The sequence below is a fragment of the Pseudomonas sp. H2_D02 genome (assembly GCF_054677635.1).
The window spans coordinates 2,598,917-2,614,101 of sequence record NZ_CP162816.1 but is presented as its reverse complement, the minus strand read 5'-3'; the positions used below and the strand labels follow the sequence as shown (position 1 = coordinate 2,614,101).

The 15,185-nt window shown below is 60.1% G+C and carries 13 protein-coding genes and 3 pseudogenes; 6 read left to right on the top strand and 10 right to left on the bottom strand.

What is annotated here, in order from left to right; genetic code table 11:
* Positions 1-98 precede the first annotated feature (98 nt).
* From AB4N42_RS12170 to AB4N42_RS12160, 3 genes and pseudogenes are all read right to left on the bottom strand, one after another.
* Positions 99-590: pseudogene (locus tag AB4N42_RS12170) on the bottom strand (universal stress protein); the annotation flags it as partial.
* Between the two features lie 96 nt (positions 591-686).
* Positions 687-1,592 (bottom strand): 5'-nucleotidase, encoded by a 906-nt coding sequence (locus tag AB4N42_RS12165; RefSeq protein WP_030141870.1) that lies wholly within the window; start codon positions 1,590-1,592, stop codon positions 687-689.
* Between the two features lie 18 nt (positions 1,593-1,610).
* Complete coding sequence (locus AB4N42_RS12160) at positions 1,611-2,564, bottom strand: putative 2-dehydropantoate 2-reductase (RefSeq protein ID WP_030141869.1); 954 nt, start codon at positions 2,562-2,564, stop codon at positions 1,611-1,613.
* A gap of 443 nt (positions 2,565-3,007) precedes the next feature.
* Between AB4N42_RS12160 and AB4N42_RS12155 the strand changes: the two genes are divergently transcribed.
* Positions 3,008-4,084, top strand: coding sequence for a 3-deoxy-7-phosphoheptulonate synthase (locus AB4N42_RS12155; protein ID WP_030141868.1), 1,077 nt, complete (start codon positions 3,008-3,010; stop codon positions 4,082-4,084).
* Between the two features lie 165 nt (positions 4,085-4,249).
* Here AB4N42_RS12155 and AB4N42_RS12150 read toward each other — a convergent pair whose 3' ends face one another.
* A complete protein-coding gene (locus AB4N42_RS12150; RefSeq protein WP_030141867.1) occupies positions 4,250-4,531 on the bottom strand; it encodes a GNAT family N-acetyltransferase in 282 nt (93 codons plus the stop codon).
* Between the two features lie 635 nt (positions 4,532-5,166).
* Between AB4N42_RS12150 and oprI the strand changes: the two genes are divergently transcribed.
* On the top strand, positions 5,167-5,418 hold the full coding sequence (gene oprI / locus AB4N42_RS12145) for an outer membrane lipoprotei OprI (RefSeq protein WP_011335311.1): 252 nt from the start codon (positions 5,167-5,169) through the stop codon (positions 5,416-5,418).
* 124 nt (positions 5,419-5,542) lie between these two features.
* Here the strand turns inward: oprI and AB4N42_RS12140 are convergent, their stop codons facing one another.
* From AB4N42_RS12140 to AB4N42_RS12130, 3 genes are all read right to left on the bottom strand, one after another.
* Positions 5,543-6,514, bottom strand: coding sequence for a L,D-transpeptidase family protein (locus tag AB4N42_RS12140; RefSeq protein ID WP_030141866.1), 972 nt, complete (start codon positions 6,512-6,514; stop codon positions 5,543-5,545).
* 245 nt (positions 6,515-6,759) lie between these two features.
* Entirely contained in the window at positions 6,760-7,053 is a 294-nt protein-coding gene (locus tag AB4N42_RS12135; protein ID WP_003199347.1) for a hypothetical protein, read from the bottom strand.
* Positions 7,054-7,109: 56 nt separating this feature from the next.
* Positions 7,110-7,715, bottom strand: a complete 606-nt coding sequence (locus AB4N42_RS12130; RefSeq protein ID WP_030141864.1) for an arylesterase — start codon at positions 7,713-7,715, stop codon at positions 7,110-7,112.
* 10 nt (positions 7,716-7,725) lie between these two features.
* Between AB4N42_RS12130 and AB4N42_RS12125 the strand changes: the two are divergent.
* The 4 genes and pseudogenes from AB4N42_RS12125 (at position 7,726) to AB4N42_RS12110 (ending at position 12,455) form a co-directional block, all read left to right on the top strand.
* A pseudogene (locus AB4N42_RS12125) lies at positions 7,726-8,410 on the top strand (ABC transporter ATP-binding protein).
* A pseudogene (locus AB4N42_RS12120) lies at positions 8,410-10,924 on the top strand (ABC transporter permease). The pseudogenes AB4N42_RS12125 and AB4N42_RS12120 overlap by 1 nt, the downstream one beginning before the upstream one ends.
* Positions 10,925-10,958: 34 nt before the next feature.
* A complete protein-coding gene (greB, locus tag AB4N42_RS12115; RefSeq protein WP_030141861.1) occupies positions 10,959-11,456 on the top strand; it encodes a transcription elongation factor GreB in 498 nt (165 codons plus the stop codon).
* A gap of 150 nt (positions 11,457-11,606) precedes the next feature.
* A complete protein-coding gene (locus AB4N42_RS12110; RefSeq protein ID WP_080628611.1) occupies positions 11,607-12,455 on the top strand; it encodes a PI-PLC domain-containing protein in 849 nt (282 codons plus the stop codon).
* A 5-nt stretch (positions 12,456-12,460) separates the two neighbouring features.
* Here the strand turns inward: AB4N42_RS12110 and AB4N42_RS12105 are convergent, their stop codons facing one another.
* The 3 genes from AB4N42_RS12105 to AB4N42_RS12095 all read right to left on the bottom strand — a co-directional run bounded on the left by AB4N42_RS12105 (position 12,461) and on the right by AB4N42_RS12095 (position 14,976).
* Positions 12,461-12,769, bottom strand: coding sequence for a hypothetical protein (locus AB4N42_RS12105; protein WP_030141859.1), 309 nt, complete (start codon positions 12,767-12,769; stop codon positions 12,461-12,463).
* 250 nt (positions 12,770-13,019) lie between these two features.
* Positions 13,020-13,454: a DoxX family protein gene (locus AB4N42_RS12100; protein WP_030141858.1), complete on the bottom strand. Its 435-nt coding sequence runs from the start codon at positions 13,452-13,454 to the stop codon at positions 13,020-13,022.
* Between the two features lie 100 nt (positions 13,455-13,554).
* Positions 13,555-14,976 carry an MltF family protein gene (locus AB4N42_RS12095; protein ID WP_334598060.1) on the bottom strand — a complete coding sequence of 474 codons (1,422 nt, stop codon included), beginning with the start codon at positions 14,974-14,976 and terminating at the stop codon, positions 13,555-13,557.
* Between the last annotated feature and the right edge of the window lie 209 nt (positions 14,977-15,185).

Genomic DNA, 15,185 nt, shown 5'->3' with positions numbered 1-15,185 from the left:
TGCGACGGGCATCAGCGACGGCATATAACTATATGAATGGTTGTATTAATAAATCTAGAACTTTTTATAAAAAAGCCATCATTTAGCCCTAGGCCTCTCCCTGCCATGCGGCGCTGGACCAGCGGCACCAGGTAGACCGGCACCCGGGATAACTGCAATACCCGTGCGGCGGTCCTGCCCAAAGGAGTTTCTCCATTCGCCCCCTGGCAGTGACTGCCTACGATCAACAAATCGACGGAGAGTTTCGCAGCCTGCTCGAGAATGACCTGGGACGGGTCACCCTGGAATACCCTCACCGACTTGATCAGTTGCAAGTCCTGCTGCCCCTCCCCCAACTCCTCGCGAAAGCTGTCCAGTACTCGCTGCTCGATATTGGCCATCACCGTATTCAGACCCTGGCGATGAAATTCGTTCAGCGCCTGCTCGTCCAGATAGCTTTGCAACACCGACTCGGCGAACAGCCCCATCGGTTCCACCGCATGCACTACATACAACTCGGCTTCAAACGTCCGTGCCAACGCCAAGGCATGCTGCATCACATAAGGGGCATAAAGCCCCAGGTCTGTGGCGTACAGCATCGAACGAATCATGTGACCTCCTCGAATGCCAGAATGGCGGAGATTGATTCAGCTTAGCAGCGCGCCAACGAGCGTGACGTGTGGCGTAACGCCTCAAAGTACGGGCGGTCAGAGCTTCACTTCGTTGCTGATGCCATGGGGCACATGCCCGGTGGCAACCACCTCGCGGGCAAGCTCGCAATGGCCGGTCTGGTCATCGAAAAACACGTCGGCGGCAAAGGCTTCGAGGAATGCCGACTTGGTCAGGCCGCCCAGGAACAGCGACTCGTCCAGACGAATATCCCATTCTCGCAGCGTACGGATGACCCGTTCATGGGCCGGCGCCGACCGAGCCGTGACCAATGCCGTGCGGATCGGGCAGGCATCCTCCGGGAATTCGCGCTGCAGGGCATTGAGCGCCGCCAGGAACCCCTTGAACGGCCCGCCTCGCAGTGGCTCGCGCGCGGCTTGGCGTTCACTGGCCTGGAAGGCTTCGAGGCCACCGCTCTGATAGATGCGTTCAGACTCATCGGAAAACAGCACCGCATCACCGTCAAACGCGATGCGCAGCTCCTCGCTGGCGGCACGGCTGGCCCCGCCTGACAGGATCGTTGCCGCCGCAAATCCGGCGTCCAATGCGCTGCGCACATCTTCGGCATGGGTGGAGAGGAACAGGTCGCAGCCGAACGCCTTGAGGTATGGATAAGGACTTCGACCGCCAACGAACGCGGCGCGGGAGATCGCCAGGCCGTAATGATGAATCGAGTTGAACACCCGCAGGCCAGTGTCGGCGCTGTTGCGCGACACCAGGATCACCTCGACACGGGCTCGCCCCAGGTGCTCGTTGAGATTGAGCAATTTCTGTACGAGGGCGAAGGCGTCCCCAGGCTCAAGGACCTCGTCTTCATGCTCGATCTGGTATTGCCGATAGGCCTCGACACCACTGGAAAGATAGACCTTGTGGCTTTCCCTCAGGTCGAACAAGGCTCGCGATGAAATCGCCAGCACCAGTTTGTCGTCGATGTTATTCGCCATGCTGTCCCCCTTCATCCATCAACGATTGCGGCGGTCCAGGAACGCCAGCGCCTGATACAAGGCTTCGATCTTCGGCAAATCGCAGCCCGCCGCCTTCGCCGCTGCCAGTGGCCGGCCGTAGATCGCATCCAGCTCCAACGGCCGTTCATGGGAATAATCGTGATACATGCTCGGCCAATAGTCGGGCATCTTTTCGGTCATCGTAAAGAGATAGTCGGCATACCCTGGTGCGATTTGATGCCCGCAGGCTTGCGCACCGCGTACCACCTCCGCCATCAAGGCCTGGACCAGACCGCGACTGTGGTCATTGGCCATCAACGGCGTGGTGCTGGCGCCCAGCAGCACCGAGAGGCCGTTGTACGGTACGTTCCATACCAGCTTCTGCCAGCGAGCCTGTTGCAGGTCGGGCATGGACTGGGAGTCGATACCCGCGGCACGAAACAACCCAGCCCCCTCCTCGACAATCGCCATGCGTTCGTCCTGGCCCTGGCAAGGACCGCTGTGATAACCGATATTCACCGCGCCAAGGGCCTGATGGGCAACGATGCCCGGCCCGACGCGGTGAACGCAGACCAGGCACAGGCCGCCCAATAAATGCAGTGAGTCGGGCAGTAGCGGCCGCAGATCATCCTCGACATCGAGCCCGTTCTGCAGCAACAGGACTTTAGCGCCGTCAGCGGCAGCCTGGATGATGACCGGGGCCAGGTCGGCATTGCTGGTGGTCTTGGCGCCCACCAGCAGCCAGTCGCAAGGCGGCATTTCGTTTGCCGAACGGTAAGCCTGGACCGGGTTGAGGGCCAGCGTGCCATGGACTGCGCTGTCGACTCGCAGGCCGCTTTCGGCCACGGCGGCAAATTCACTGCGCAACAAGAAATGCACATCGAAGCCGGCACGTGCCAGCATCACGCCGTAGAAGCCGCCAATCGCCCCGGTGCCGATCATTCCTATCCGCGCTTTTACGCCTGCCTGCATTACCGTAGTCCTCTTTGAAAACAATCCGTGCACACTATCAACGGGGGCCAGACGGCATGCAATCCAGATTGTAAGCAGCCGTGAAATTAATCCCCGGCCTGCCTTCGTAATTAAGGTCATCCAAACACCTGTGGCGAGGGAGCTTGCTCCCGCTGGGACGGTCCGACGCCTCGGGCGGAGCGGCCCCAAGACTTTGCGGTCGCTGCGCAACCGAGCGGGAGCAAGCTCCCTCGCCACGGGTCCATCGCTTTTCTCATGAGAACCTCATTACAGCCAGCCTTCGGGCTCGATGGCCAGACAAATAGGGATTAAACCCGTGCCTGCCCATTGTCGAGCCACCTCCTAACGCGCTAAGGTTCGGCTCCCCGACGCGCTTAAATCCGCTGTGCACCGCCGCGCGGGGATCGCTGGCGGCCGGCACCCGTGACCTGACGAGTAACACGATGGCTGATTTACCGATCAACGACCTTAACGTCGCCTCCAACGAAACCCTCATCACGCCTGACCAGCTCAAGCGCGACATTCCCTTGAGCGACGCTGCCCTGCGCACCGTGACCAAGGGTCGGGAAGTCATCCGCAACATCCTCGACGGCACCGACCATCGCCTGTTCGTGGTCATCGGGCCTTGCTCGATCCATGACATCAAGGCTGCCCACGAATATGCCGAGCGCTTGAAGGTGCTTGCGGCGGAAGTCTCCGACACCTTGTACCTGGTGATGCGGGTGTATTTCGAGAAACCTCGGACGACCGTTGGTTGGAAGGGCCTGATCAACGACCCGTACCTGGACGACTCCTTCAAGATCCAGGACGGCCTGCACATCGGCCGCCAGTTGCTGCTGGACCTGGCCGAAATGGGCCTGCCCACCGCCACCGAAGCCCTGGACCCGATCTCCCCGCAATATTTGCAGGACCTGATCAGCTGGTCGGCCATCGGCGCGCGCACCACCGAATCCCAGACGCACCGCGAAATGGCCTCCGGCCTGTCGTCGGCCGTCGGCTTCAAGAATGGCACTGACGGCGGCCTCACCGTCGCCATCAACGCCTTGCAGTCGGTTTCCAGCCCCCACCGTTTCCTGGGCATCAACCAGGAAGGCGGCGTGTCGATCGTGACCACCAAGGGCAACGCCTACGGCCACGTCGTGCTGCGCGGTGGCAACGGCAAGCCGAACTATGACTCGGTCAGCGTCGCGCTGTGCGAACAGGCGCTGAACAAAGCGAAGATCAAGCCGAACATCATGGTCGATTGCAGCCACGCCAACTCCAACAAGGACCCGGCACTGCAACCGCTGGTGATGGAAAACGTCGCCAACCAGATCCTGGAAGGCAACCAGTCGATCATCGGCCTGATGGTGGAAAGTCATCTGAATTGGGGCTGCCAGGCGATTCCGAAAGACCTCGCCGATTTGCAGTACGGCGTCTCCATCACCGATGCCTGCATCGACTGGAGCGCGACCGAGAAGACCTTGCGCGGCATGCATGCCAAGCTCAAGGATGTGCTGCCTAAGCGTCAGCGCGGCTAAAAGATCGCAGCCTCGTTGCACTCGGCAACTCCTACCCTACATAGCTCCTACACTTTGGAGCGGGGATGTAGGAGCTGGCGAAGCCTGCGACCTTTGCTTCCTTCAGACATAAAAAAACGCCGGGCTTTGCAGCCCGGCGTTTTTTTATGGTGAATTCTTGGTCTATCAAAGCTTCGCCGCGTGGCGCTGGTGGCGCTCCATGTAGCGCTCTACATAGGAGCAGGACGGGATCACCGTGTAGCCCATTTCTTCAGCGAACCGCAGCGCCTCTTCGGTCAACTTCGCGGCGATCCCCCTGCCACGCAATGCGTTGGGCACGAAGGTGCGATAGATGTCCAAGGTCTGCTTGCCCAGGTCCATATAGGTCAGATAGGCACGATGACCGTCCACAATGGTCTCGAACTGATGACCAGCCTGGTCATGGTGGATGGAAACCGCCTCGCTCATCACTACTCCTCGCGGGTCTGAATGCCGACCCCTACCTTACCGATGTTTTTCCGGCGAAGGAACCTCTACGCCACCCCGTGCCAATCCGGTCACCGAGGGCAAAAAACCAGCCGCCCAAACCTGAGCACGTCGTGAATAGTAGGCACCAATGACGCAAATGCTCAAGACACGCCTGTCACTGAAGTGGTGAACCTCGACGGGTTTATCGGTTGAGCCTCACTTTCAAGCGCTAGTCGGTCCAGACGCTATAGCTGAACATCGCCAGTTGTTGAGTCTTGAGACGAGCGCCCGCTGTTAAAGTCACCGCCATTAGCAATAAAAGATCCCTGGCGGACTGCACAAAAAATGAACAAAAGTCCAGGAGAATCAATAAACAACGACTTTTAGCGCCTTCGGTTGAGTTGACCGGTCTGCGGAACTTTTTTCAGCGGCACGCTCCATTCCCACGGTTGAGGCTGTGTATTTTTTAAACAACCAACAGAAAAGTTGCCTGAAAAAGAATCACCGCCTACAATTTTTTTGCTTCTTGCGCTACGTCAGTTTACTTACTACAAGTAATGAGTAGTATGTACGCCGGCTAACTCCTCACTCTGGGGAGACAGTCACTAAATAGAAAGTCCTTGAAGGGGAACACGATGAACAACGTTCTGAAATTCTCTGCTCTGGCCCTGGCCGCAGTTCTGGCTACCGGTTGCAGCAGCGCATCGAAAGAAACCGAAGCACGTCTGACTGCCACCGAAGACGCAGCAGCTCGCGCCCAAGCTCGTGCAGACGAAGCCTACCGTAAAGCTGATGAAGCTCTGGCTGCTGCTCAAAAAGCACAACAGACTGCTGACGAAGCTAACGAGCGTGCTCTGCGCATGCTGGAAAAAGCTAGCCGCAAGTAATAGTCCTTCGGGATTGTTATCGAGCCGACCCACTAGTGGGTCGGCTTTTTTATTGCCCGGTATTCTCCTGGCGATAAAAAACCCGCCGACATCCTGGAATGTGGGCGGGTTGTCGTAGAGTCGCTTATTGGGTCAGATCGACCGGCGCGCTCGATACCATCGGTGCCGAAGTATTCGGAACGGCAACCTCTACCGGCAGGCCGTCTTCGGCAGCCACCACGTCACGCACCACGTCCCAGTTCATGCGCAAGTTGCTGGTGATGTCTTCCCGCTTGAGCATCGCGTTGATGACCGCGGTGTGCTTGTCCACCACGGACGGGTTGCCCTTGTCGTCCAGCGGCGTATGGGCTTCCAGGTAAACCTTGCCGCCGCTTACGCCCAACTTGTACGGGTCGTTGATGATTCGCACCGAAGTCCCCACCGGCACCATGCTCGCCATTTCCAATACGTTGTTGTTGAACATCCGGAAGCAACCGTGGCTGGTACGCATGCCAATACCGAACTTCTTGTTCGAACCATGGATCAGGTAGCCCGGGGTGCCCAGGGTGAACTTGAACGGACCCAGCGGGTTGTCAGGGCCTGCCGGTACGACGTTCGGCAGCGGATCGCCATCGGCGGCGTGTTCAGCCTTGATCGAAGCTGGAGGCGTCCAGGTCGGGTTCGGTGTCTTGGCGATGATGCTGGTGTGGGCGATAGGCGAGCCCCAGCCTTCACGGCCGATCCCCAGCGGGAAGGTGTAGACCACGTTCCGCCCCTTGGGAAAATAGTAGAGACGGTATTCGGCGAGGTTGATCACGATCCCTTCGCGCGGGCCTGGCGGCAGGATGAAGCGGGTCGGCAGGACGATTTCGGTGCCCGCGCCCGGCAGCCACGGATCGACCCCAGGGTTGGCCGCGACCATCTCGCTGTAGCCCAGGTCATAGGTGGTGCCCAGGTCGGCGAAGGTGTCTTCGTATTTGGCCTTGATGACCTGCACCTGGCCGACGATGTCTTCACCCGGCGGTGGCAGAGGCAGCTCCAGGGCAGCAACGGGACCAGCCATACACAGGGCGGCAAGAGACAGGCAGCGGGCGACGGCAGGCAAGCGCGGCAACATCCGGGAAATCCTTCGCAGATCGAACAGAGGGTGTGGAAGCGGCGATTGTACACTGCCACCCGTTATTTCGGGGAGAGCGGCGCTGAAGCGCCCGATGCGCAGCATGCCGGGGGATTGAACTGAAACCCTGTGGGAGCGAGCTTGCTCGCGATTGGCAGTGAGCCTGCCTGCACTGTATGGGGCTGTGCCTGCCTATCGCGAGCAAGCTCGCTCCCACAAAAAAGCGATACTTTGAGCCAGGAGGATCACAACTCGAACCGCAACTCCGGCCAGATCGGCGAAGTCCCGCGTTTCTGGGACTCCAGGATTGCCCGGCACAGCGAGCACAGGCGATGGTCCTGGAAAATCTTGCGATCGACGCTCGACCAGCGCGGCTGGGCCGGCAGCAGACTGCCACACAGCGTCCGGTCGGCCGAACCGCCAAGCTCCAACTGCCGGGTCACCAAGTGCACCCGTACTTCCTGACAGGCGAACAGATCCAACTGCTCGTCGGGCTCGATCAGTTGGTAGGCAAACAGGGACCAGGCTGGACGCGGCATCGGGGGCTCCAAATCGGGGGCGCCACATTAGCCGAAACACCGCCTGTAGAAAAGCGTCAAAGCAGCGGTTTCAGCGTCGGCCAGACATTTTCCAGCAACTTGCCCTGGGCTGCGACGGACGGGTGCAATCCGTCGCCTTGCATCATCCCGGGCACACCTCCGATCTCCTTGAGAAAAAACGGCACCAGCGGCACGTTTTTCTCCTCCGCCAACGTGCTGTAGACCCGTGCGAACGCATCGGTATAGCGGCGTCCATAGTTGGGGGGCAGTTGCATCCCGAGCAAAAGCACTTTCGCCCCACTGGCGCGGGAGCTGTCGATCATCGCTGCAAGGTTTTGTTGCAATTGTGTTGGCGGTTGTCCACGCAAGCCATCGTTGCCTCCCAGTTCCAGGATGACGAGCTCCGGCTTATGGGCTGAAAGCAGCGCCGGCAGCCGTGCCAGCCCACCTGCGCTGGTGTCGCCACTGATCGAAGCATTGACCACCTTATCGTCGAAACCCTCGGTCTTGAGCCGTTGTTCGAGCAACGACACCCAGCCTTGCCGGGTATCCAGGCCGAAAGCCGCGCTGATACTATCGCCAACGATCAGGACTGTACCCGCCGCTGCGTTCTGGGCCATGCACATCAAGGCCAGGCCGGCACTCAAAAACCACACTCGCATCGGATTCTCCATGGGCTCAAGCATTCTCACCGCGACGGACCTTAGCAAAGTGGTTCCCAGCGCGGAAGGTGAACTGACCATCCTGCACGAACTCAGCCTGGAACTGAACAAAGGCGACAGCCTCGCCATTGTCGGCGCATCCGGTTCCGGCAAATCCACGCTCCTGGGCCTGCTCGCCGGCCTCGATCTGCCCAGCGGCGGTGAAGTCACCCTTGCCGGCCAGGCCCTCAGTACATTGGATGAAGATCAACGGGCCCGCGTGCGCGCCGAACACGTCGGTTTCGTCTTCCAGTCGTTCCAGTTGCTCGACAGCCTCAACGCACTGGAAAACGTCATGCTGCCGCTGGAACTGGACGGTCGCAAGGACGCCCGCGAGCGCGCCACGCAACTGCTGCAACGGGTGGGGCTTGGCCAGCGGCTGACCCATTCGCCACGCCAGCTCTCCGGCGGTGAACAACAGCGCGTCGCGATTGCCCGTGCGTTTGCCGCCGAACCCGACGTGCTGTTTGCCGACGAACCCACCGGCAACCTCGACAGCCACACCGGCGAACGCATCAGCGATCTGTTGTTCGAGCTGAACAAGGAACGCGGCACGACCCTGGTGCTGGTCACCCACGACGAACGCCTGGCCCATCGCTGCCTGGCGCCTGATCCGACTTGAAGCCGGCCAGATGGTCGCGCCCCTGGAGCCTTGATGGCACGCTTGCCCCTGTTGCCCCTGTTGCGCCTGTTCAGTCTTGCCGTCCGCCAGTTGCTGCGCGATGCCCGCGCCGGTGAACTGCGCGTGCTGTTCTTCGCCCTGCTGGTGGCCGTGGCGGCGAGCACCGCCATCGGTTATTTCGGTGCCCGGCTCAATGGCGCGATGATGATGCGCGCCACCGAATTCCTCGGCGCCGACCTTTTGCTCGAAGGCAGTTCCCCTGCCCGCCCGGAACAGATCCGCAGCGGCACCGAGCTGGGCCTGGAACATGCTCGTGTGGTCGAGTTCTCCAGCGTGGTCGCCACCGACAACGGCATCCAGCTGTCCAGCGTCAAGGCAGCCGATGACATCTACCCTTTGCGTGGCGAGTTGAAAAGCGCCCCGGCCCCTTTCGCCCCGGAAGAAACCGGTGGACGACCGGCCCCAGGGGAAGCCTGGGTGGAAGCACGCCTGTTGACGGCACTGGACCTGAAGATTGGCGACAGCATCGATGTCGGCAACAAGACCCTGCGCCTGAGCCGGGTGCTGACCTACGAACCGGATCGCGCCGGTAATTTCTACAGCCTGACGCCTCGGGTCATGATCAATCTCCAGGACCTGGATGCCACGGGCGTGGTGCAACCGGGCAGCCGGGTCAGCTATCGCGACCTGTGGCGCGGTCCGGCGCCGAGCATTGCAGACCTATCGCGACCTGGTCAAGCCAGGCCTGGAACCCAACCAGCGCTTGCAAGACGCCCGGGATGGCAATCGACAGATCGGCGGTGCTCTGGGCAAGGCCGAGCGCTACCTGAACATGGCCAGCCTGGTGGCGGTGTTGCTGTCCGGCGTCGCCGTCGCCCTCTCGGCCAACCGCTTCGCCACCCGCCGCTTCGATGCGAGTGCGCTGTTGCGCTGCCTGGGCCTGTCCCGCCGCGAAACCATGGTGCTGTTCAGCCTGCAACTGGCAATGCTGGGCCTGTTGGCGAGCATCAGCGGCGCGCTGCTTGGCTGGATCGCCCAGTTGGGGTTGTTTGCCTTGCTGCATGACCTGCTGCCCACCACCGTGCCGCCAGGCGGGATGCTGCCGGCCATTGCCGGGATCGGCACCGGGCTGGTGGCCCTGGCGGGGTTCGCCTTGCCCCCGCTCGCCGCCCTGGGTCGGGTACCACCGCTGCGCGTGTTGCGACGGGACATGCTGCCGATCCCTTCCAGCAGTTGGGTCGTCTACGGCGCCGCATTGGGCGCGCTTGGGCTGATCATGTGGCGCCTGAGCCTGGACCTGGTGCTGACCTTCGCCTTGCTCGGTGGTGGTGTGATTGCTGCGCTGGTGCTTGGCGGCTTGCTGTTACTGGCGTTGCAAAGCCTGCGCAGGATGCTGGCGCGTGCCTCGCTGCCCTGGCGGCTGGGGCTCGGCCAACTGCTGCGTCATCCCCTGGCGGCTGCCGGCCAGGCGTTGGCGTTCGGCCTGATCCTGCTGTCCATGGCCCTGATTGCGCTGCTGCGCGGCGAGTTGCTGGACACCTGGCAAAACCAGCTGCCGAAAAACGCGCCGAACTATTTTGCCCTGAACATCCTGCCCAACGACAAGCAGGCGTTCACCGACAAACTGGTCGCTCTGTCGGCGCAATCGGCCCCTCTCTATCCTGTGGTACCCGGGCGACTGATCAGCATCAATGGCGAGCCGGCCACGGAGTTCGTCACCAAGGACTCGGCAGGTGACCGGGCACTGCAGCGAGACCTGAGCCTGACCTGGGCTGAGGATTTGCCGGCGGGCAACGTCGTGACTGCCGGGTCCTGGTGGTCGCAGCAGCCGTCGGACGATATCCCGGGGGTTTCGGTCGAAGGCAAGGTCGCCGATAACCTCAAGATCAAGTTGGGCGACCGCCTGGTGTTCAGCGTTGGCGGCGTCAATCGGGAAGCGAAGGTCACCAGCTTGCGGGAGATCAACTGGGACAACTTCCAGCCGAACTTCTTCATGATCTTCCAGCCCGGCACCCTGAAGGATCTGCCGGCCACCTACCTCACCAGTTTTTATCTGGCGCCCGGTCACGATCAACAGATCGTCGACCTGTCCCGGGCCTTTCCAGCGGTCACGATCCTGCAAGTCGAAGCCTTGCTGGAACAGCTGCGCAGTATCCTCGCCCAAGTGACGCTGGCCGTGGAGTATGTCTTGCTGTTCGTACTGGCGGCGGGCATGGCCGTGCTGTTCTCGGGCTTGCAGGCCACCCTCGACGAAAGGATCCGGCAAGGCGCATTGCTACGCGCCCTGGGCGCCGAGCGGCCGCTGCTGACCAAGGCCCGGCGCATCGAGTTCGGCTTGCTGGGTGCGGTCAGCGGCTTGCTGGCCGCCCTGGGTTCGGAACTGGTGAGCCTGGTCCTCTACCGCTATGCCCTCGACTTGCCTTGGCATCCACACCCATGGCTGCTGGTGCTGCCGTTGGTGGGAGCATTGCTGATCGGTGGCGCAGGTGTATTCGGTACCCGTCGAGCGCTCAACGCCAGCCCGCTGACAGTGTTGCGCGAGGGTTGATAGACTTCGGGCCTCGTCATCACAAGAAGTCGCCATGAGTCGCTATCGCCCTCCCCGCACCGCCGGCACCGCGCTGATCACCCCCGAGGGTGAAGCGCGGATGCGCGCCGAACTTCATGAGCTCTGGCACGTGCGCCGCCCCCAGGTGACCCAGTCGGTCAGCGAGGCGGCGGCCCAGGGCGATCGCTCGGAGAACGCCGAGTACACCTACGGCAAGAAGATGCTCCGGGAAATCGACAGTCGCGTGCGTTTCCTCACCAAACGCCTCGAAGCACTCAAAGTCGTCAGTGAAAAGCCCAGTGACCCGAACAAGGTTTACTTCGGTGCCTGGGTCACTGTGGAGGACGAGGATGGCAACGAGTCGCGCTATCGCATCGTCGGGCCCGATGAACTGGATTTAAAACAACATCTGATCAGTATCGATTCGCCGCTCGCCCGGGCATTGATTGGCAAAGCCCTGGATGCCGAAGTCCGAGTCCAGACACCTGCCGGAGAACAACTGATCTATATCACCCGCATCGAATACCTATAACCAACCTGATTACAACTTCTACAGCAACGAAACATTGAAGTACAAGACAGAGACATTCTTGGTTTGACTTCAACTTGCCCATGCAGGAAATTAAATGTGCGCCAGACGCGCACTTTTAATTAATCACCTGATTATTCAAGGATGAATAACATGAACGCAAACTTCAGCGACCGCTGGATGGATAACACACCGGGCATTTATAAACTTCGTATCGATGAATTGATCCTGCCCGGCACGCATGACTCGGGGTCTGACAAGCAAGCTTCGAAAATGATGCTGCCCAACGAAATCACCCAGGACGTGCCTGTCCGCGATCAGATCATGCGGGGATTTCGGGTGCTCGACTTGCGTGTAGAGCTTTTCCCTGGCCAACCCATCGGCCATCCACGTCGTTTTCAGCTGTATCACCTCACCGCTTCTGGCCGCACCGTGGCCGACGATGTGCTTGGCGCGCTCAATGCCTTCTATGCGGATCCCGGACGCCAGAATGAAATAATCATTTTGAACTTCCATCAGTTCAAGAACTTCACCGAAGCTTCACATGAAGAACTCCATGCCTTGATCGATCAAACGATTGGGAACCGATTAATACCGTATTCCCAAAGTTATCTTACGCTGGAGCAACTACGACAACAGATGCCGGGAAAGAACGTGGTCATTTCCTATAACTGGCGTTCCGGCGACGGTTACTGGCCCGGTGTCGAACAACAATGGATCGGGGAGAACTACATAAGCACTTCGACACTGAAAGTCTTCATGGACGAAGCCAGTTCCAAGCCCAAAAGGCCCTACGCTCTGCGTGCCATTCAATGCGCCAAATATACCGGCCTTTACGTCCCGGACGATTTCAGCGACAAAGTGGACCTCTGGTTCGCGTCCAAGGACAGCGAGAGCTATATCCAGCGCTTCCATATCATCAACACTGACTGGTCGACACGAAGCAACATCGTGCTCAACTGCATGCACGCCAACCAATTCAGGGCCCAGGCCAAAGGCTGACGCCCTTAACGGCGTGTAATCAGCCCTTGCCTGGCTACACGGGTCAGTTGCTTGATCATTTCGGGAGCTTCCGCCCCCGTAGGGGACTGGATGACGGCCAAGTCGAAACTGTCATTGGCGAAACGCGCCAATGACTCGCCGTCCTCGACAAACTGGATGAGGAAAGCCGCCGGGCCATGGCTACGCCGCGGCCAGCCGTCGAGATAACGCAACAGCGTCGGCTGGTGAGTACCGCCGAGGAGAATTTTGGGGTTGCGTCGGACAAGGTTCGCCGTGATTGGCGCAAGACGTACAAGGGGGCTGGGTGTGTTCATCGTGTCGTGTCTCTGCCTCAAAAGTCTGCATGGCAGGTGAGAGGCAACACCGAACCAGCGCTTTAGCGGTATTTCGAAGCCGTGTTTCCTGGCTTCTATCGGCAACTGGATGAGTCACCTGGCGCCCCGCAAGTAGCTGTTTAAATCGGCGCATGAGCGGCATCCTAGAGAAGCCAACCGGGCAGTGTCAAGAATCGCCGCCCACAAAAAAGGCCCGTACTGGACGGGCCTCGATGATTCAAGCGAGCGATCAGCCAGCAATGGCCCGATCCACGGACAGCTTGCCTGCGCCTTCGATCAGCACCGCGACACTACCCGCCAGCAAGGCCAAGGCAAACTCGTAACCGTTGTTGGCCATGAACAGACCATTACCGATGTGCACGGAGAAAATCGCAACCAGCGACAAGATTGCCAGCCCCAATGCCGCCGGGCGCACCAACAGACCGATGATCAAAGCCAGCCCGGCAAAGAACTCAGTGCCGCCCGCCAAGGTTGCCATCAGGTAACCCGGAGCCAGGCCAATGCTTTCCATCCATTGCGCCGTCCCTGCCAGGCCATAACCGCCAAACAGACCAAACAGCTTTTGCGAACCGTGGGCGGCGAAAATGATCCCTACGACGACGCGCAAAACAGTCAGGCCGTAGCCAGCACGGGAGGACAATACTTTGTTGATGAGAGTGCTCATGGGGTGCATTCCTTGGTGTATGTGTGGTTGGACGCCATATTAATCAAATAATCCTATTGAAATAGCGCAAAATCTCCGCCATAATAATCAGTTTATTTGATCACTTCCGCAAAACCACCTCTCGTTCCTGGGACTCCAGCGACTCTCGCTCCCGGTCAAACGCCAGATAGTATTTATTCACACTATTAACGTAGCTGACGGCGCCCATTCCCACCTGCTCCATGGCGATTCGCTCGACCTGGAAAAACCACTGGTCAGGATTAAGGCCTCGCCGCCGGGCCTCGGCACGCATGCCTTGCACGCGCTCGGGGCCCATGTTGTAGGCAGCGAGGACAAACGCCATCCGCTCGCGCTCGTTGAGCTTGGAGCTGGCGAAGAACTTGCGGCGGATCATGGCCAGGTATTTGGCACCGGCCTGCACATTGGCATCCAGGTCCTGAATGTTATCGACTCCAACCCGCTGGGCCGCGGACGGCGTAATCTGCATCAGGCCCGTTGGGGCGCCACCACTGCGCGCCTTGGGTTGCAGGGCTGATTCCTTGAACGCCAGGGCCGCCAGGTTTAGCCAGTCCATGCCTTGGGCCTGGGCATGCTTCTGCAGGACCGGACGCAGTTTTTCCAGGCGCTGGCGATCGGCCCGGGCCAGCGGATAGTGGACCTGATACAAGCGGCGGTAGATGCGCAGGAATGCAGCGTCCTCATTGGCGGGCACTTTATAGGTCGCCAGGAACCGGTCGATGCTCGCTCGCAACATCGCGGCGTCGCGACGAACGAACCAATGTTCGTCACTTGGCTCGCCGATGAGCACCTGGCGGTCAAAGCGCAGCTTAGAAAGGATCTTGCCCCAGCGTTCGGCGATTGGTTGCTCGACGATGGTCAGGTGGAAGATTCCGCCCTGGACCATTTCCAGCACGTCCTCCACTGCCAGCGTGGGATCGACCCATTCGATCTTCACCGCAGGCAACTTCAGCAACGCCAGCTTCTGGTTGATCTGGCTGACCGCGTCGCCCGCCGCGCTGCCGTTGGGCAAGGCCAGGGTCTTGCCAGACAATTGTTCGACGCGGGTATAACGCTTCTCGCCCTTGATGCCCACCAGCAGCAGGGGCACATCGGTGCGGATCGGATCACTGGCGCTGACCGCATGGCCCGCTTGTGGCTCAAGCAATTCGCCAGGGGCCACCAGGTCGCCCTCCCCACGCTGCAAGGCACCGAGCAACTGGTCCTTGGCTTTGGGAATGATCTTGAGGGTAATTTCCTGGCCATCCCGGGCATGGCCATTGAGGTACTGCTCGAAAGCACGCAACCGATGATATTCGACGCCGATGGGTTGGCCCTGGACTTCGCCGGAACTGTTGCGGCTCTGATTGACCAATACTCTCAACACCCGGCTGCTGCGTATTTGCGCCAGGTCGCGCGTGGTTCCCGGCGCAACGGCCTGCACCGGCCCAGGCAGCCGGGCGTCGGCCGGCATCGGCAACAGCAGCGAACAACACAACAGTAGCAACACCTGGGGACGTGTCATCCACTCTCCGGAACGATACTGGCGAGCCAATCGCCTCGCAAAAGCGAGACCGGGTCGACAGAAACAGAGCACCTTGGGGCGCTGAAAAGTGCGAAAGACTGGCACAGCGATGGCATTTGCACCACCCCCGACCTGTCTCGTGGCCTCAACAGACAGCTCCAACTCGTTGTAGTTCTTGGCTTTTCTTGTATTTCTACAGCTCTGATATG